The organism is Neobacillus sp. GCM10023253, from assembly GCF_042653105.1.
GTDB lineage: Bacteria > Bacillota > Bacilli > Bacillales > Cytobacillaceae > Neobacillus > Neobacillus citreus.
The window spans coordinates 341740-360818 of record NZ_JBHSHV010000012.1; the positions used below are offsets into that span (position 1 = coordinate 341740).

Sequence of the window (19079 nt, forward strand, 5' to 3'; positions counted from 1 at the left end):
TTGTGTTTGTAAAGCAGAGCAATTCGCGAATGTCTTATTTAACCGCCTTTATAAGTCACTGTCACACTCCAGCCGCTTTTTCATAAATTAGCATGGAGGAGTGATTAAGGTGAAGATTTTTGAAAGTATTATCAATCATAAAATAAATACCATCACTGCCGATGAACTGCTAAAATATGCAAACCAATTTAATATAGCCATAACCCGCAGTCAGGCAAAAAAAATAGCCGAATACTTAAGAGGAAAAAATATTAATATTTTTGATGACCTCCAGCGTGCCCAATTGGTAAGGGAAATTGCCAAATCCGCCGGCCCGCAAACAGCCCGGGAGGTCAATAAACTTTTTGCAGAATTAGTAAAAAAATGAAAAGCATTGCGGATTTGCACAGAACAGGCTGTCGAAAATCATTCGATAGCCTTTTATTTTGTTTATTATAATAATGTAAATATATAGGCTTTTTAACAGGTCTGTTGATTGGCGCTCCAGGCACTTCGCTTTCCGCGGGCGTTGCGGGGAGCCTCCTCGTCGCTAAAGCTCCTGCGGGGTCTCCCCTGCCCCGTACTCCCGCAGGAGTCTTCGTGCCTTCCACGCCAATCAACAGGTGTATTAATAAAGACCTCGATTTTTACAATAAATAATAATAAAAGTGGTGTTCTGTTGTCTTAACCAACACTACAGGCATGACTTTTAATATTATTTTTCAAATGATATATAACTTAGGCATTGTTCGTTTGTTCCTTATCTAATTGAAAAAAGCCTGCCAAAATAAAAAAATTGCAACACACATAGCCAGCCAGGTTAGAAACAAGTGTGTTGCAATACTTTAGGTTGTATTGCCTCCCTGTTGATTGGAGCGGAGGGCACTCGACTCCTGCGGGATATAGAGGTCACTGGAGACCCCACAGGCGCAATAGCGCCGAGGAGGCTCCAGGACCTCCCCGCGGAAAGCGAGTGCCCGGAGCGGAAATTAACAGGCCTAGTTGCAGAGACAATCAAAAGATTTAAATAAAAAAGCTGTACGCATCTGCACAGCTTTTTTGTTTGGAATTTAAGACTGCATTATTTTATTCAGTAAATCCTCTTCAAACGTCTGCTCGCGAAGCATGGCGATTTCGTGGCGATATGGCGCCTTTTTATTGTTTTTGTCTTCACCGACAAACGGAGTTTCAAGGATTTTCGGTACATCCATCAATTGCGGATGATGAACAATATAGTTTAGTGCCTTAAATCCAATATGGCCAAATCCGATGTTTTCATGACGGTCTTTTCTTGTTCCTGATGCATTTTTGCTGTCATTGATATGGAGCACCTTTAATTTATCTACCCCAATAATTTTATCAAACACATTTAAAACACCATCAAAATCCTCGATGATATTATAGCCGGCATCGTGGGTATGGCATGTGTCAAAGCATACTGAAAGTTTTTCATTATAGTTGACACCATTGATTATCGTCGCAAGTTCCTCGAATGATTTCCCGCACTCCGAACCTTTTCCCGCCATTGTTTCTAAAGCGATTTGAACCTGTTCTTTTCCGGTTAGCACTTCATTAAGACCCTCGATAATCTTTTTAATCCCAGCCTCCTCACCGGCACCGACGTGAGCACCTGGGTGAAGGACTATTTGCTTGGCTCCGAGGGCTTCTGTCCGTTCGATTTCCGACCGTAAGAACCGGACACCCAATTCAAATGTATCCGGATTGGAGGTATTTCCAATATTGATAATATAGGGAGCGTGGACAACTATTTCGGAAATTCCATTCTCCTCCATATGTCTTCTTCCCGCCTCAATATTTAAATCCTCGATTTTTTTCCTTCTAGTGTTTTGCGGGGCTCCCGTATAAATCATAAAGGTGTTGGCACCGTAAGAAATGGCCTCCTTACTTGCAGCGAGAAGCATTTCTTTGCCGCTCATTGAAACGTGCGACCCTATTTTTAACATTATTTCCTCTCCCTCTCTTATTTCTTCTTATCTAATCTGCGCTGCCGCTTCTTGATATTCTCTATTTCTGTTTGCATTTTCTTTTTATACCCTGGTTTTACCTTTTTCGGCTTTTTAATGACAGCCTTTACACGATGGTCAATCTCATCCTCTGGCTTTACTCGTGTTTTCCGGCGGTTTCGACCTTCTAGTTCAACAAATTCGTTATTTTTCAAGTCAACATTCTTAAATTGAATGCCCATCTTTTCAAGACGAATTAAAGCATCTTCATCTGATAAATCATAAATCGTTAAGGCAATCCCGGCATTTCCTGCTCTAGCGGTTCTGCCAACCCTGTGAATATAAAAATCCAAGTCAGAAGGAATTTCATAGTTTATGACATGGCTTACCCCTTCAATATCAATTCCCCTTGAAGCCAGATCTGTCGCAACAATATATTGAAATTCCAAATCTTGAATCTGCTTCATCATTTTTTTTCGTTCTCTTGGAGTTAAATCTCCGTGGACTCGTCCAACCTTCAAGCCTTTTTGATATAAATAATCCGCCACCTCATCAGCCATTTTTTTCGTATTTGTAAATACAATGGCTAAATAGGGATTGCAGGCGATAAGAGTATCATGAACAAGCCCCTTCTTATCGCGGTGTCTTGATGGAAGCAAATAATGCTCCAGGTTTTCAGCTGCCTTCCTTGTCGGTTCAATCTGAATGTTTTTTGGATTCTCCATGTATTTTTTCAGAAAAGGCTTTAATTTTTCCGGAATGGTGGCGGAAAAAACATACATTTGCAGGTCTTCCGGCAGCCTTGACGCAACACGGTCAACATCCTCAATAAAGCCCATGTCCAGCATCATATCCGCTTCATCGACGACAAGAATCCGGGCTGTATGTACTAATAGCGCCTGTTCCTTTACAAGGTCGTTAATTCTGCTAGGCGTTCCGACAACAATATGAGGCTGTATTTTTAATTTCTCGATGGTCCGCTGCTTGTCTGTTCCGCCTGTAAATAATTTGGCGGTAATTGTTTTCTCAGAGGGACAATGCTCAGTAATTTTTAAAATTTGTTGATAAATCTGGCTGGCAAGCTCTCTGGTAGGTGCTGTGATGACTGCTTGGACCTCTTGTCTCGAAGCATCCACCTTATCAAGGATTGGCAGCACATAGGCAAATGTTTTTCCCGTTCCGGTTTGTGATTGGCCAATCGCACTTTCCCCTTTTAATACCAACGGAATCATTCGTTCCTGAATTTCCGTCGGTTGAGTGAAGCCCAGCTTGTTCAGCGCCTCATTAATAAAGCCTTGAAAATCAAAACGTTCAAATTTAGTTTCTTTCATTTACGTACTCCTTATATAAAAATATCTTATTTTTAAGTCAAATGATCGGGAGACCTGCGATTTTCGCGTCCATCAAGTAATTATAGTAGAGTTCAAGGTAAATCACCAGTTATTATCATCTTTTACTTTCCTGCAGCTTTTAAAACCATAAATTTCATTTGATTCTGAGTATAATACCTAAACAAAAACAAGGTGTATGCATATTGTAATTCAAGAGGGTAAAAGTGGAAATTCCGCACATGTTCAAGAGTTTTCCCCATCCGCACTTTTTCCTTTTATAATTTCTTTTTTATGGGAAAACGGTGTCTTCATGTGCTGAAAAACGAGAGGAGGTTTTATGGTATGCAACCAGGACCTAGATTCCCAATGCCAGGGGGAATGGGACCGTTTGGCGGCGGTGGACAAATGATGGGCAGACCGGGCGGTTTATTCGGCGGGGGAAATCAAATGATGAGACCCGGCGGTGGACTGATGGGCGGTGGAAGAAATCCAATGATGGGCCCGCAAGGAAATCCCTTTGGCGGAATGGGCGGACAACAAATGGGCAGAGGCGGCGGATTACTCTCTAGGCTTTTCGGCGGAGGAAACCGCATGGGCGGACCAGGCGGAATGATGGGCGGCGGTGGACCGGGCAGCCTTATGGGGATGCAGGGTGCCGGCAGAGCCGCAGGAGGCGGCGGCGGATTGCTTCAATCCTTGTCTAACCCGGGTGGACTATCAAGTATTCTTAACAATACTCAACAGGTTATAAAGACGGCCCAGACAATCGGCCCAATGATCCAGCAGTATGGTCCATTAGTGAGAAACCTGCCAGCCTTATGGAAGTTATATCGCGGCTTAAAAAGCTCTGATTCAGGTAAGGAAGAATCGAGTGAAAAGAAAAAGCAGTCAGGGGAAGAATCCTCTAGCAGCCGCTTAACATCAACAAATCGAACAACCAAAACTTCATCTAAAAAAACGAGTCGAAAAGGAACCCAGCAAACCAGTTCCGACAGGGAAAGCAGCAGAAAAAGAACACACAAGACCAGTGCGCCGGAAAAGAGACAGCACACAAAAGGAACCTCGATACCAAAATTATATATTTAACTTAAGAATGCCGGCCTCCGGCATTCTTTACTATTTTGGGCAGGAAAAATGTCTCTTTGTAATATATCTATTAGTTTTATATAATGGACATATAATCTATTAAAAATTTTTCCTTTTGGAGGACTTTATATATGCAAATCGTTAAAATTTCGCCGCGTGGTTATTGTTATGGTGTTGTTGATGCCATGGTCATTGCGAGGAATGCTGCATTAGATAAAACGCTGCCCCGTCCCATCTACATTTTGGGGATGATTGTTCACAATAAACATGTTACAGATGCCTTTGAAGAAGAAGGAATTATCACCCTTGACGGCAAGAATCGTCTTGATATCTTAGAGAAAGTTGACAAAGGGACTGTTATTTTCACAGCCCACGGTATCTCGCCAGAGGTAAGGGAACTTGCGAAAAAGAAAGGGCTAGTCGCCATTGACGCAACCTGCCCGGATGTAACCAGGACACACGACCTTATTGAAGAAAAGGCCAGGGAAGGATACCAAACGATTTACATCGGCAAAAAAGGGCATCCAGAGCCCGAAGGGGCACTTGGAGTGGCACCTGGCATGGTCCACCTCGTGGAAACACCCGCTGATGTCGAAGCATTGAATCTCGATTATGATAAACTCATTGTCACTAACCAAACAACCATGAGCCAATGGGACGTTTTCGATACGATGGAAAAGGTAAAAGAAAAATATCCTCATGTCGAGGTATTTAATGAGATTTGCCATGCCACCCAAATCCGTCAGGAAGCTGTTGCCGAGCAGGCAAAACAAGCGGATGTCACTATTGTCGTCGGTGATCCAAAAAGCAACAATTCTAATCGCCTTGCTCAGGTTTCTGAGGAAATTGCTGGTACAACAGCATATAGGATTGCTGATATTACAGAACTTGACATCGATTGGATTAAGGACGCCAAAAACGTGGCTGTTACTGCGGGTGCATCAACTCCGACACCAATTACGAAGGAAGTCATTGCGTTCCTTGAACAATTCGATCCAAATAACGAAGCTACATGGGAACGCAAGAAAAACGTTCCATTGGCAAAAATCTTGCCGAAGGTAAAAAAAGAGAGCTAAGTGAGTAGGCTGACATATGTCAGCCTATTCTTATATGAATTGAAAGGGATCAGTATGAATTTGTGAAGGAAAAATCTCCACTTCATAGCCTGCTTCCTGGCATAATGTCTGCAACGTTTTGGTCAGGCCTTTTTTCATGACCTTTTCAACATTATGTCCTGGGTCAATCATATTCAAGCCATCCATCATCGCATCATGAGCAGTGTGATAATAAATATCACCTGTCACATAAACATCGGCCCCTTTAAATTTGGCATGGGAATAATATTTATTTCCATCTCCACCTAATACGGCGGCCTTCTTCACTCTTGCCTGCATATCGCCCACCACGCGGACCCTGTCCACCTCAAGAGCCACTTTTACCTTTTCGGCAAACTCCTCTAACGTCATTTCCGGGATCTTTCCAATTCTGCCTAGCCCAAGTACCTCTCCTTTATTTTCAAGCGGATAAACATCATAGGCCACTTCCTCATATGGATGAGCTTTAATCATAGCGGTGATTACCTTTTTTAAGATAGGCTCAGGGACAATCGTTTCAATCCGAACCTCTTCGACCGTTTCTGGCTCCCCAGGCTTACCGATAAAAGGATTCGTATCCTCCCCCGGCAAAAATCGGCCAGTACCGTTTGCCGTAAATGAGCAATGGCTATAGCTGCCAATAAAACCTGCACCGGCGTTCCCTAGCGCGTGTCTTAGTTCATCAGCATGACTGACAGGCACAAACACCACTAATTTCTTTAGTTTTGTATCAAAAGTTGGAACTAAAACCTCAGCATCCTCCAACCCTAAAGCTTCAGCCAGCCAATCATTTACCCCGCCCTTGGCCACATCTAGGTTGGTATGGGCCGCGTATACGGCGATATCATGTTTGAGTAATTTCTCAATGATCTGCCCTTGAACAGTATCAGTAATAATATTTTTTAGTGGCCGGAAAATCGGCGGGTGATGAGCAATAATAAGCTGAACCTTTTTTTCAATGGCCTCATCAATGACGGAATCAAGAACGTCCAAGGCAATCATTACCCGTTCTACCTTTTGATTAAGGCGGCCAATTTGCAGGCCGATTTTATCTCCTTCCATTGCCAGGCTCTTTGGCGCAAATTTTTCAAACAGCTGAATAATTTCATGACCATTAGCTTTTTTCAATTTTCAATGCCACCTCCACAAGTTTTAGCTTATCTTCTATTTCCTTTCTTTTCTCAACTGTTTCAGGGGTCGCAGCAGCGTTTTCTAACTGTTTTTTAACTCTTTCCCAATTGCTGCTTTCAGACAGCCATTTTTTCTTAAAGATCTCATTTTGGTTCTGAATAAGAAATGGTCCCATTAACAGCTCCATCTCCATTTTATTCTTTTGATAAGGGCGTTTTGCATTACCTTTTTCAGCAACTAAAATCTCATAGGTTTTGCCGTCTTCCTCAAGAATTTCTTCGGCAATCAACTCCCATTCATTTTCCAAAAACCATAATCGGATAGAAATGGCGCTAATGTTTGGCTGTAACACAAGCCTCTTGACGGTTTCCAGCTTTTCTTTTCCATTTTCTAAAATACTGGCAATCAATGCGCCACCCATGCCGGCAATCGTAATGCAATCTATTTCACCAGATTCGATAACCTCGAGGCCGTCTCCCATCCTGACTGAAATTCTATCTGACAGTCCTTCTGCCATTACATTGCTTTTTGCAGATTGGTATGGACCTTTCGCTACTTCACCGGCAACGGCAAACGTAATGCCAGCGTTTTTTACCAAGTAACTAGGCAGATAAGCATGATCAGAACCAATATCTGCTAATCTTGCCTCTTTTGGAACGTATTTCGCAACAGCCGTCAAACGCATTGATAATTTTTCTGCATTCAAATTAACACACCTGCTTTTCAATATGTATGCCTTAATAATATAAAAGGTCCTTTACAGATGCAAAGGACCTTTTGTCAAATTATTTAAGTTTCGATAACCAATCTGCCATTGCAGCAGCTTTATCCTCGGGAACAAGACCTGCAGGCATGGAGCCTTTACCGTGAGTCACGATGTTTTTAAGTTCTTCTTTAGAAAGCTTGTCGCCAACACCTTTTAACGGAGGACCTACAACCCCTTGGTATTGATCGCCGTGACAGCCAATACAAGTTGTTTTATAAATGTCTTCTGGCTTGGATGCAGCCACTTCTGTTTTCTCACTGCCTTTGCCTTCACCTTTCTCAGCAGCAAGCTCCTTACTATCCCCTAGTCCTTTAAAAGACAAAGTGAACATAAGGACAATCCCAAAAACCATGATGAGAATGTAAGGAATTACCGGATTCTTTTTCATAATTTTACCTCCCTATGTATAAACATCTGTAAATAAATAAAACCGCCTACAAACAACTACTATTTTACTTGAAAATGAACAGAAGGAAAAGCCCTAATGTTATTTTATCACTATAATCTTTTAAAAAAAGAGCAAAGAGGCTAAAATAATTATTTATTTCAGCCTCTTTGTTATATTTCCCAATATATTTTTTAACAACCAATTAATCTTGAAATTACCATTCGCTGAACTTCGGAGGTTCCTTCGCCTATTTCCAGGAGCTTTGCATCACGCATCATTCGCTCCACATGATATTCTTTCATATAGCCATAGCCGCCGTGAATTTGGACTGCTTGGCTGGTAACTTCCATACATATTTCGGATGCGTATAATTTACACATTGCTGCTTCCTTTGAAAATGTTCTTCCTTGATCCTTTAACCAAGCAGCCTTATAGACCATATTGCGGGCCAGCTCAATTTTCATTGCCATGTCAGCCAGCTTAAATTGAATAGCTTGGAAAGTTGAAATTGATTTGCCAAACTGTTTTCTTTCCTTAGCATAGGCTAGCGCTTTCTCGTAAGCACCCTGAGCAATCCCGACAGCCATGGCGCCGATTCCAATTCTGCCGCCATCAAGGGTAATTAAAAATTGCTTAAAACCCTCGCCTCGTTTTCCCAGCAGGTTTTCCACAGGTACTTTGACATCCTCTAAGACAAGCTCAGTTGTATTGGAGGAATTTAAGCCCATTTTTTCGTAATTATCAATAACTGTAAATCCAGCTGTATTTGTTGGAACAATGATGGCACTGATTTCTTTTTTACCGTTTGTTTCATTCGTTACAGCCGTTAGTGCCAAATGCTTGGCATAACTGGCATTCGTGATGAAACATTTATTTCCGTTGATGACAAACTGGCCACCCGTTTCTTTTGCGGTTGTTTTAGTTCCTCCGGCATCGGATCCGGCATTTGGCTCTGTCAATCCAAAGGCACCTAACGATTCGCCTGTGCAAATGGGTCTTAAATAGGTTTGCTTTTGCTCTTCTGTACCAAATAAGTTTAAAGGAGCGCCCCCTAAGGAAATATGCGCTGAATAAGTGATGCCTGTTGAACCGCAAACTCTGCTTAACTCTTCCACCACAATCGCAAAACTAACGGTGTCTGCCCCTCCCCCGCCGTATTCCTCCGGGAAGGGAAGTCCCATCATTCCCATTTCTGCCATTTTTTTAAACACATCTGTCGGAAACTGTTTTGTTCTGTCACGTTCTATTGCATCTGGCGCAACCTCTTCTTCTGCAAACTGGCGAATTGTCTTTTTAATCATTTGTTGTTCAGATGTTAAGTCAAAGTTCAAGTCCATCTCCCCCTAATCACCTATGTATACGCTTACAAATATATTATATTCTTTTCACCTGACAATTCTCAACTTTAATAAATTTTAGAAAATATAATATTATCTGAGTATGGGATGATAAACCCATTCAGGTAGGGTATTTAGCACTACATACCTTATATGAATAGGAAAAATTGACTTTAGTTCACCTTTTTTACGATAATAATTAAGCTGGTATTTGGGAGAAAACACCAATTGGCCTATTTGCAAAATGAGAGACAATTCAGTAAAATAGAGAACAAAGAGAAAGTGCTTTCAAAAAAATAAATGAAAACTCGCCGATTGGCGAGTCCGTTAGGACGAAGACAGAGGCGTAGTTGAATTTATACTTTCTTATTAGCTAAAAAAAATAGTTTACTTCTTGTAAGAAGTAAACTATCTTTTGAGCCCTATTCCAAGAAATCTTTAAGGCGTTTGCTGCGGCTTGGGTGACGCAGTTTCCTTAATGCTTTTGCTTCAATCTGCCGGATTCGCTCGCGGGTGACACCAAAAACCTTGCCGACCTCTTCGAGGGTGCGGGTACGGCCGTCATCCAGCCCAAAACGAAGGCGAAGAACATTTTCTTCCCGGTCCGTCAGGGTATCGAGAACATCTTCAAGCTGCTCCTTTAATAACTCGTAAGCAGCATGCTCTGAAGGGGATGTAGCATCCTGATCCTCGATGAAATCTCCAAGATGTGAGTCATCTTCTTCACCAATTGGTGTTTCAAGTGAGACAGGTTCCTGGGCAATTTTTAAAATTTCCCTTACCTTATCAGGTGTCAGGTCCATATCTTCGGCAATTTCTTCCGGAGTTGGTTCGCGGCCTAAATCCTGCAGCAACTGACGCTGAACACGAATAAGCTTGTTAATTGTCTCTACCATATGCACTGGTATCCGGATTGTTCTCGCCTGATCGGCAATGGCGCGGGTAATCGCTTGGCGAATCCACCATGTGGCATATGTACTAAATTTAAAGCCTTTACGATAATCAAATTTTTCAACCGCTTTGATAAGACCCATATTTCCTTCCTGGATAAGGTCAAGGAACAGCATGCCACGGCCAACATAGCGTTTTGCAATACTAACAACAAGACGGAGGTTTGCTTCAGCAAGTCGCCGCTTTGCTTCTTCATCACCTTGTTCAATGCGGTGGGCTAAGTTAATTTCTTCTTCAGCAGAGAGCAAATCAACCCGGCCAATTTCCTTTAGGTACATACGAACAGGGTCGTTGATTTTTACACCTGGAGGTACACTGAGATCATTTAAATCAAATTCATCGCTATCATCATCTTTTGATAGCGCCTTGATGCTTGGATCATCATCGTCCTCATCATCACTATCACCAACTAATTCAATTCCCTGGTCTCCAAGGAATTCGTAAAACTCATCCATCTGATCGGATTCCACGTCGAAATTTGCCATTTTCTCGGCAATATCATCATAGGCAAGGACACCAACTTTTTTACCCAATGCGGTTAACTGGTCTTTCACTTGCTCAAGGGTCAATTCATTCTCGACCTCGCTTGCACGTGCTGATTTTTCAGCAGCCATACGGGGGTCCCCTCCTTCAATTAATCAAACACACTAAATTACTCTATAGTGATTTACGCAATTGATTGATTTCATTTCCAATCGCAGCAGCCAGCCTAAAATCACTGTGTCGCTCCGCTTCTTTTAACTCGGCTTCTTTTTCCTTTATTTTTAACAATTTTTTATGTTTCAACACCTGTTTGATATAATCAGTTAATTCCTGATGACTTAATTCATCATTAATTGACATCATTTCGATGTTGGCGACTATTCTTCTTAGATTTTCATCATGAATATAAGATAAAAATGCGCTTGAATCAGGGTTAATATGTTCTTCGTAAAATGCCAAAAGATAGGTTATGATTGCCTGATGTTCATCTTCGTTAAACGTATCGCCCTGTAGTAACTCCTGTACCTTATAGGTGTTATCCCTGCTTTTTAGCATATGGGCAATGAGACATCTTTCTGCCCGATAATACGCAGGTTTTAATTCATTTACTTTTTTTTGCACTAGAATCGGCTTAGATTTTGGTTCGTTCTTACCAATTTCCTTTTTCTTCTCCGCAAAATATATCTGCTGTTCCTGCTGTTTTAAGGAATCTAATGATAGGGAAAACTCTGCTGCAATTTGCCGCAAATAATGATCCTTTTCAACGGCTTTTGTTAATTTGCTGATTTCTTTTACTATTTGTTCGATATAAGCAAGCCTATCTCCTTCATTCTGAAGATTTTTTCCTCTTCGAAAATAAAGAATTTTAAAAGCCATCCAAGTTAAACTTGCTCCAATTACCTCGCCGCGAAATTTCTCCGGACTGTTCTTCTTTATATATTCATCCGGGTCCATGCCATCAGGCATTAAAGCTACTTTTATTTGAAAGCCTGCATCGTTCAAATGGTTGCCTGCTCGAAACGCTGCTTCAATTCCTGCTTTATCTGAATCATAGCAAATAGTGATGGTTTGCGCGCTAGTACGTAAAAGGGCAATATGATCATCAGTCAACGATGTCCCCATTGTCGCAATGCCATTTTCGATTCCGGCGCGGTCAGCGGAAATCACATCTGCAAACCCTTCAAATAAAACTGCCTGCTGGGATTTTTTTATGCTGGGCTTAGCCAAGTTGTAATTGTATAAAATTTTGCTTTTATTAAAGATTGCTGTTTCGGGACTGTTTAAATATTTGGGCTCATCGGCCCCTAGTGTTCTCCCTGAAAAAGCAATCGTATTTCCGTTTCTGTTGAATATCGGAAACATAATTCGATCCCTAAATCGATCAAAGTATGTTCCATCCTTTTCACGTTTAATGATGAGTCCGGCTTTTTCCATCCATTCGGGAGAAAAATCCCGTTTCGTTAGGAACTTATAAACAAAATCCCACGAATTCAAGGAATAACCAATTTGAAATTTTTCAATCGACTCATGTGTAAATCCTCTTCCAAGCAGATACTCCAATGCATGCTGTCCTTCTTTTGTATTTACCAGCAAGTGATGATAAAATTTACGTAACAGCTCGTGAGCATCAAGCATGGCCTGAAGTTCATCAGAAATTTTTTTCTCGGAGTGTGCGGAGGATAAATTTATTTCAAGATTAATATTTCCTCTAGCAGCCAGTTTCATAGCCGCTTCCTGAAATGAAATTCCCTCTAGTTCCATTAAAAAAGAAAAAACATTTCCGCCTGCACCACAGCCAAAGCAATGGAAGATTTGTTTGTCAGGCGATACTGAAAATGACGGGGTGCTCTCTCCATGGAAAGGACATAATCCGAAGTAATTTCGCCCCTGCTTTTTCAACCCGACATAATCGCTGATTACCTCGACAATATCAACAGCCTGACGAATTTGTTCTATTTTTTCTTCGGCAATACGGTCTGCCATGAAAACAACTCCATTGGTATACAGGTATTCAACACCTTCATTTTAAATTCCTGCAAATTTCGACAAAATTTTTGTTAATTCCGCCGTAAATTTTTCCGATCCGCTAAACGAAAAGGTTTTGGACCTTTACCGTAAACTCCCTTCCTTCTAGCCTTCGCGTTAAGGAACTTTTCCTTGTTTTAGTGGTCAAAGGAGGCGATAAAAAATATGTCAATGGCGAATTTCTTTGCAATTTCGACAATCTCCGCCTTGACCGGGCAGGAATCAGCATCGACATAAATTGTCGGGTGGTCTCTCACCATTTTATTAATTCTACATCACTCCGAATATTCCTTCTTTCCAGATTAATTTTATTGGGAAAACTCGCCGATTTACGAGCAGGCAAACGGGTTATGGAGAAATTTTCCCGATAAAATAAGAATTTCAAAAAAAAATTCCTTAGAGTGAAAAAAAGGATTTATGTCGAATTTTTTTTTGTAGGTCCCCTTGACATCTCACAGTAAATAGTTTATTCGTTCAAATGCAAGTCTAAACCTAAAAACATATATTTTTATCACAATTTTTTATTATAGTATATTCGTTATCATTTTGCCATAACTTTTTATTTATTATTTTTTTTAGCCAATAAGCAAAAAACACATAATCATAAGATTATGTGCTATGGCCTGCCTTTTTGAATATAGTTTAAAATAACATTGGCCGTCTCTTCAACTGCTTTATTGGTTACATCAACAACAGGACAATTAATTTTCTGTACTACCTTTTCAAAAAAATTCAACTCTTCTTTTATCCTGTCAATGTTTGCATAGCTAGCCTGATCATTTAATCCTAAAGAAAGCAGTCTTTCTCTTCTTATGTTATTTAACTTTTCCGGACTGATTTTTAAGCCAAAGCATTTCTCTTTCGGGACTTTATAAAGTTCTTCCGGCGGATCAACCTCTGGAACAAGCGGGACATTGGCCACCTTTAGGCGTTTGTGGGCTAAATACTGGGATAATGGAGTCTTTGAGGTTCGAGATACACCTATTAGCACAATATCTGCCTTTAAAATCCCTCTGGGATCACGACCGTCATCATACTTTACAGCAAACTCAATTGCCTCCACCTTTTTAAAATAATCCTCATCCAATTTGCGGACAAGCCCTGGTTCACACAATGGTTCTTTGCCGCTGAAGCTTTGAATTTGATCGATAATCGGGCCAATTAAATCCACAGCTGATATTCCTTCTATATCTGTTCTTTCTTTCATGTATGTACGCATTTCCGGTTTGACAAGTGTATATGCCACCATTGCATGATCCAAAGAAACTAGTGACAAGACTTCATCAATATTTTCCTTATCTTCTACATAAGGGAATCTCTTTAATGTCATCCCGGATCCATTAAATTGACTGATAGCCGCTTTTGTTACTAATTCGGCCGTTTCACCTACTGAATCTGATACCACATAAATCACTGGCGAGACCATTCCCAAATCAACTCCTTCTTATTACCAAACTTTTATTCATCATCACCTAATGCAACAAAGGCTTTGGTAATGTTCGTTTTCGTTACTCTGCCGATCACTTCAAAGCCTTTTTCGGTTTCTCTCACTACCGGCAGTGCATCTATTTGTTTTTCAATTAACTTTTTCGCAACTTCAATAAGCAGGTCATCCCGCTCGCACATGGTTATATTGGGCATTCTTGTCATGATGATATTGACAGGAATGGTCGTTAACTCTTGTTTCCCAATACTTGCCCGAAGCAAATCTTTTCTGGATAGAACACCAACCAAAACAGTATTTTGGTCGACCACAAATAATGTCCCGACATCCTCAAGGAACATGGTGCAAATAGCATCATAAACCGAGACGTTTTCACTTACGACAACCGGGATGGATTGGTAGTCCCTCACATATATTCGTTGTAGATTTTCCGTTAATAATTGCGCTCCTGATTTTCCTGTATAAAAATATCCGACCCGGGGTCTGGCATCTAAAAAACCAGCCATTGTCAAAATAGCAAGATCCGGCCTTAATGTAGCTCTGGTTAAGTTCAATTGGTCGGCGATATGCTCTCCTGTGATCGGTCCATTTTCCTTTACTATATCTAATATCAGCTCTTGGCGTTTTGTCAGTTCGATTGTCCTCACCACCCTTTTAATTCCTGAAAGTATCCCGGAAACCTCTTATTTAGCAATATTATATACTAAATGCTAACTAATTGAAATGAATCGGCTGTGAACTACAAATGAAAACTAGCCGATTGGCGAGTCCGATAGGACGAAGCAGAGGCGTAGTTGAATTTATAATTTCCTATTAGCCAAATAGGAAAAGGTGCGGGTTTCCGCACCTTTATCTTAGAATGATACCTTTTCTTGTAAGAATGCAGCAAGCTCCGCTATTGGAACCCTTGTTTGTTCCATTGTGTCGCGGTCTCTAACTGTAACCTTTTGATCTTCCTGGGAATCAAAATCATATGTGATACAGAATGGAGTACCGATTTCATCATGGCGGCGGTATCGTTTACCGATAGAGCCTGCTTCATCATAATCTACGTTAAAGTGTTTTGCTAATCGTTCAAATACTTCTCGTGCACCATCGGAAAGCTTCTTTGAAAGCGGAAGAATTGCTGCCTTAAACGGTGCGAGAGCAGGATGGAAACGCATAACTGTTCTAGATGTTCCATCTTCTAACTGCTCTTCATCATAAGCATCGATTAAGAAAGCCAACGTTACCCGGTCTGCACCAAGGGAAGGCTCAATGCAGTATGGAATATATCGTTCATTTGTTTCCGGATCAATATAATTGAAATCCTCACCGGAATGTTGCATATGCTGCTTTAAATCATAATCAGTTCTAGAGGCAACACCCCAAAGCTCACCCCAGCCAAACGGGAATTTATATTCAAAATCAGTTGTAGCATTGCTGTAATGGGACAGTTCGTCTTCGGAATGGTCGCGAAGTCTTAAGTTTTCTTGGTTAAGACCTAATGACATGAGCCATTTTTCCGCAAATTGCTTCCAATAATCAAACCATTTTAGTTCCTCTCCTGGTTTGCAGAAGAATTCCAACTCCATTTGCTCAAATTCTCTTGTACGGAAGGTAAAGTTACCCGGTGTAATTTCATTACGAAAGCTTTTACCGATTTGAGCAATACCGAATGGCAGTTTCTTACGCATTGTCCGCTGTACATTTTTAAAGTTTACGAAAATACCTTGAGCTGTTTCCGGACGAAGAAAAATTTCATTTGCACTTGTTTCCGTAACACCCTGGAATGTTTTAAACATAAGATTAAATTGGCGAATGCCGGTAAAATCGTGGCTGCCGCAGTCTGGGCAGGCGATATTATGCTCTTTAATCAGCTCTTCCATTTTTTCAAATGGAAGGCCATCGACCACCATCTCAATTCCTTTTTCTTCAAGCGCATTTTCAATCAATTTATCAGCACGGTGACGGGCTTTACAGTTTTTGCAGTCAATCATTGGATCGTTAAAGTTGCCGATATGCCCTGAAGCTTCCCATGTTCTCGGGTTCATGAGGATTGCCGCATCTAAGCCAACATTATATGGTGACTCCTGAACAAACTTTTTCCACCAGGCAGCTTTTATATTATTTTTAAATTCGACACCTAAAGGACCGTAATCCCAAGTGTTCGCAAGTCCGCCGTAAATTTCAGACCCCGGAAAAATAAAACCTCTGTGCTTAGCGTGTGAGACAATCTGTTCCATTGTTACACTCATCGTAATAACTCCTTTTTCATATTCTTAATAAATAAAAAAACTCCCGTCCCTATGCCTATAATAAGCATAGGGACGAGAGTTACCCGCGGTTCCACCCTATTTGCTGCCTAAATAGCAGCCACCTTAATACAACTTTGCTCAAGAACGCCTTCCTTAATGCTCTATACCCTAGCTTACACTATCCTAGGTTCGCTTTTATAGAGGGGACTAAGTACTACTTTCTGTCAACGCAAATATTAATTTTAAAGCTAATATTAACCAAAACTTTGAACAATGTCAACATCGCATTTATAAAAGATTACGAAACTGCCCCATCGAGTCAAGGAATTTCTTTGTCTTCAAATGAAGCCCAGAATATTCTTCATAATAAACCGAAATAACTTTCTTCAGTTCTGCCTTTGTTTCATCTTTAACAGAGATATTCCCTAATCTAGACAAATCGAAATAATAAAACAATCTTAATAATTTTACCGCTGCTTGTGACAGTTTTATATGATAGGGGTCCTTGGCTAAACATCGGTGACAGATAAATCCGCCTTCCCGGATCGAAAAAGAAAAATGCCCGTCTGTGCTTCCACAAACGGAACATTGATTCAAGATAGGATATAATCCTAAAACATTCAACATTTTCATCTCATAGATATTCACAAGAATATCAGCATCAAAGCCTTCATTCATATAGTGAAGGGTCTGATAAAGCAATTCAAAATGAAAAGGATTAGGCTTTTTCTCCTCAGTACATTTATCCGTTAGTTCGACAATATAACTTGCATATGCGGTTAGAAAAATATCTTCCCCAATCGATCGCATCGAGGAAATGACTTCACCCTGCTGAAGGCCTCCTAGGCCTGTTCCTTTTTGAACGAGGAAGTAACCGTGAGTGAATAACTGGGTAATAGCTGAAAGACGGCTATTAGGCTTTTTAGCTCCACGGGCCATAAAGCCAACCTTTCCCCATTCCCTTGTATATAGTGTAATAATTTTGTTTGTTTCACCATAATCTGTTGTTCTAATGACGATGCCTTCACATTTCTGAAGCATGATTGTCACCTTCTTCAGGCGCGTGACTTGCTTATGAAACTGGAAAATCGATTTGAGCTAGCTCTTCATTCAGATTACCGGGTATTTCTTGGTTTTCCTTCTCAAGCTCTTTAAAGAGAAGATATGTGTCAATATTACCTGTTTGGCTAAATATTTTCCACGTAAAATCCAACATGAAAACCCCACCTTTCGATATTTAGACTAGCGTTACAGTTCAAACCTTACAATTATCATAGCCTGCCTACGCATTAATCATAAGACGTAAATTTTGTTAAAACTGATTATGCATATTCTTGAAAGAGTGTTAATACTTTAGTTAAAGTGATTCACTAATATTCGTTTTCATTAAAGCCATATTCACGAAGCTGGGACATTCTATTGCGCCAATCCTTTTGAACCTTTACCCACAGTTCCAAAAAGACTTTGGAACCTAGAAGGTTTTCAATATCGACACGAGCACGCTTGCCTATTTCCTTCAGCATGCTTCCCTGCTTGCCAATGATAATCCCTTTTTGTGAATCACGTTCGACAATAATGGTTGCCATGACATGAATAATGTCTTTATTCCCCTGCCGTTCCATTTTATCAAGAACAACAGCCAAGGAATGAGGGATTTCCTCCCTTGTTAAATGAAGGGCTTTTTCCCTGATTAACTCTGTAATGATAAAGCGTTCCGGATGATCGGTTACCTGATCGGCAGGATAGTATTGCGGCCCTTCAGGAAGAATTGCTTTAATTTGCTCAAGCAGTCTTTCGACATTATTTCCTTCCAGTGCGGAAATTGGCACAATTTCTTGAAAAGCATACTTTTCTTTATACAATTCAATAATCTGCAACAGCTCATCAGGGTGAACTTGATCAATTTTATTAATGACGAGAAAGACTGGTGTATTAATGGTTTGAAATTTTTCAAGAATAAATTCTTCACCACGACCAAAACCTTCTTCGGCATTGACCATAAATAAAACTAAGTCTACTTCTTTAAGAGTATTTTGGGCAACCTTCATCATGAAGTCGCCTAATTTATGTTTTGGTTTATGGATACCAGGGGTATCGATAAACACCATTTGGGCGTCTGAAAGGGTCAGAACTCCTTGGATTTTATTGCGCGTCGTTTGCGGCTTGTCGCTCATGATGGCGATTTTTTGGCCGATTACCCGATTCAGAAAAGTTGATTTTCCAACGTTCGGGCGGCCAATAATGGATATAAACCCTGATTTATAATCTGTTCCGGAATTTGTATTATTTACCATTTAAATCCTCCGGCGAAAAAGCACCTGGCAATAATTGTTCTACTGTGGTCTCTAGAACATCCCCTTTAAGGTTGGTTAAAACCACCTTCATTTCCCTTGGGCATAATTCTGCAATGACCTGCCTGCAGGCCCCGCATGGCGAGCATGGCCGATCAGTGTCAGCAACAACGGCCATCATTTGATATTGCCGGTCGCCTTCTGAAAACGCTTTAAAAACAGCAGTCCTCTCTGCACAGTTACACATACTGTAGGCGGCATTCTCAATATTACAGCCATGATATACTTTACCATCTGTTGTTAAAAGCGCTGCTCCCACGCCAAACTTAGAATAAGGAACATAAGCTTTTTCTCTTGCTTTTTTAGCTTCTTCGATTAGTTGTTCGATGTTCACTAGTCTTCTTTCCTTTCCAGCAGGAGTCCTGCTGTTTCTTTATTTTACCTCAAATTTTCCAAAAAAACATTATTTGTAAAGAAAAAAATAAAAGATTTAAAATAGTTGAAATATTCTTAAAAATATTTTTTTCTAAGAAGAAGCTGTTTAGTCATTTTACCTAAATCAAGCGGCCATT

Annotated in this window: 18 protein-coding genes and 1 pseudogene; 3 read left to right on the forward strand and 16 right to left on the reverse strand. The window is 40.6% G+C overall.

Annotated features, from left to right (window positions below; translation table 11 throughout):
• The first annotated feature begins 109 nt into the window (after nucleotides 1-109).
• Complete coding sequence (locus ACFPA1_RS15820) at nucleotides 110-367, forward strand: DUF2624 domain-containing protein (protein WP_213144833.1); 258 nt, start codon at nucleotides 110-112, stop codon at nucleotides 365-367.
• Between the two features lie 682 nt (nucleotides 368-1049).
• Here the strand turns inward: ACFPA1_RS15820 and ACFPA1_RS15825 are convergent.
• Together ACFPA1_RS15825 and ACFPA1_RS15830 are read right to left on the reverse strand one after the other, a co-directional pair.
• Complete coding sequence (locus tag ACFPA1_RS15825; protein ID WP_378584073.1) at nucleotides 1050-1943, reverse strand: deoxyribonuclease IV; 894 nt, start codon at nucleotides 1941-1943, stop codon at nucleotides 1050-1052.
• A 17-nt stretch (nucleotides 1944-1960) separates the two neighbouring features.
• Nucleotides 1961-3274, reverse strand: a complete 1314-nt coding sequence (locus ACFPA1_RS15830; RefSeq protein ID WP_213144831.1) for a DEAD/DEAH box helicase — start codon at nucleotides 3272-3274, stop codon at nucleotides 1961-1963.
• 342 nt (nucleotides 3275-3616) lie between these two features.
• Here ACFPA1_RS15830 and vrrA point away from each other — a divergent pair, with 342 nt between their 5' ends.
• Both vrrA and ACFPA1_RS15840 read left to right on the forward strand, forming a co-directional pair.
• Complete coding sequence (gene vrrA / locus ACFPA1_RS15835; RefSeq protein WP_378584075.1) at nucleotides 3617-4360, forward strand: VrrA/YqfQ family protein; 744 nt, start codon at nucleotides 3617-3619, stop codon at nucleotides 4358-4360.
• 131 nt (nucleotides 4361-4491) lie between these two features.
• Complete coding sequence (locus tag ACFPA1_RS15840; protein ID WP_213144829.1) at nucleotides 4492-5436, forward strand: 4-hydroxy-3-methylbut-2-enyl diphosphate reductase; 945 nt, start codon at nucleotides 4492-4494, stop codon at nucleotides 5434-5436.
• A 30-nt stretch (nucleotides 5437-5466) separates the two neighbouring features.
• On the opposite strand, the gene ACFPA1_RS15845 is transcribed toward ACFPA1_RS15840, so the two are convergent.
• The 14 genes and pseudogenes from ACFPA1_RS15845 to ACFPA1_RS15910 all read right to left on the reverse strand — a co-directional run bounded on the left by ACFPA1_RS15845 (nucleotide 5467) and on the right by ACFPA1_RS15910 (nucleotide 18901).
• A complete protein-coding gene (locus tag ACFPA1_RS15845; protein WP_213144828.1) occupies nucleotides 5467-6582 on the reverse strand; it encodes a Nif3-like dinuclear metal center hexameric protein in 1116 nt (371 codons plus the stop codon).
• Nucleotides 6569-7291: a tRNA (adenine(22)-N(1))-methyltransferase gene (locus ACFPA1_RS15850; protein WP_378584076.1), complete on the reverse strand. Its 723-nt coding sequence runs from the start codon at nucleotides 7289-7291 to the stop codon at nucleotides 6569-6571. The genes ACFPA1_RS15845 and ACFPA1_RS15850 overlap by 14 nt, the downstream gene beginning before the upstream one ends.
• Before the next feature lie 79 nt (nucleotides 7292-7370).
• Nucleotides 7371-7739 carry a cytochrome c550 gene (gene cccA / locus ACFPA1_RS15855; RefSeq protein WP_213120150.1) on the reverse strand — a complete coding sequence of 123 codons (369 nt, stop codon included), beginning with the start codon at nucleotides 7737-7739 and terminating at the stop codon, nucleotides 7371-7373.
• Between the two features lie 191 nt (nucleotides 7740-7930).
• Nucleotides 7931-9070, reverse strand: coding sequence for an acyl-CoA dehydrogenase (locus tag ACFPA1_RS15860; protein ID WP_213144826.1), 1140 nt, complete (start codon nucleotides 9068-9070; stop codon nucleotides 7931-7933).
• Between the two features lie 428 nt (nucleotides 9071-9498).
• The gene (gene rpoD / locus ACFPA1_RS15865) at nucleotides 9499-10641 is read right to left on the reverse strand and encodes an RNA polymerase sigma factor RpoD (RefSeq protein WP_213144825.1); all 1143 of its coding nucleotides are present in this window, start codon (nucleotides 10639-10641) and stop codon (nucleotides 9499-9501) included.
• A gap of 43 nt (nucleotides 10642-10684) precedes the next feature.
• The gene (gene dnaG / locus ACFPA1_RS15870) at nucleotides 10685-12493 is read right to left on the reverse strand and encodes a DNA primase (RefSeq protein ID WP_213144824.1); all 1809 of its coding nucleotides are present in this window, start codon (nucleotides 12491-12493) and stop codon (nucleotides 10685-10687) included.
• 182 nt (nucleotides 12494-12675) lie between these two features.
• Nucleotides 12676-12795, reverse strand: a pseudogene (locus ACFPA1_RS15875) (hypothetical protein); the annotation flags it as partial.
• Nucleotides 12796-13151: 356 nt separating this feature from the next.
• Entirely contained in the window at nucleotides 13152-13961 is an 810-nt protein-coding gene (locus ACFPA1_RS15880) for a pyruvate, water dikinase regulatory protein (RefSeq protein ID WP_213145291.1), read from the reverse strand.
• Between the two features lie 32 nt (nucleotides 13962-13993).
• Nucleotides 13994-14629, reverse strand: a complete 636-nt coding sequence (locus ACFPA1_RS15885; protein ID WP_338088285.1) for a helix-turn-helix transcriptional regulator — start codon at nucleotides 14627-14629, stop codon at nucleotides 13994-13996.
• 204 nt (nucleotides 14630-14833) lie between these two features.
• Nucleotides 14834-16216 (reverse strand): glycine--tRNA ligase, encoded by a 1383-nt coding sequence (locus ACFPA1_RS15890; protein WP_378584080.1) that lies wholly within the window; start codon nucleotides 16214-16216, stop codon nucleotides 14834-14836.
• A 288-nt stretch (nucleotides 16217-16504) separates the two neighbouring features.
• A complete protein-coding gene (gene recO, locus ACFPA1_RS15895) occupies nucleotides 16505-17257 on the reverse strand; it encodes a DNA repair protein RecO (RefSeq protein WP_213144821.1) in 753 nt (250 codons plus the stop codon).
• A 31-nt stretch (nucleotides 17258-17288) separates the two neighbouring features.
• Complete coding sequence (locus ACFPA1_RS15900; protein ID WP_213120142.1) at nucleotides 17289-17432, reverse strand: YqzL family protein; 144 nt, start codon at nucleotides 17430-17432, stop codon at nucleotides 17289-17291.
• Between the two features lie 154 nt (nucleotides 17433-17586).
• On the reverse strand, nucleotides 17587-18510 hold the full coding sequence (gene era / locus ACFPA1_RS15905) for a GTPase Era (RefSeq protein ID WP_378584083.1): 924 nt from the start codon (nucleotides 18508-18510) through the stop codon (nucleotides 17587-17589).
• Nucleotides 18500-18901 (reverse strand): cytidine deaminase, encoded by a 402-nt coding sequence (locus tag ACFPA1_RS15910; RefSeq protein ID WP_213144819.1) that lies wholly within the window; start codon nucleotides 18899-18901, stop codon nucleotides 18500-18502. The genes era and ACFPA1_RS15910 overlap by 11 nt, the downstream gene beginning before the upstream one ends.
• Nucleotides 18902-19079 lie beyond the last annotated feature (178 nt).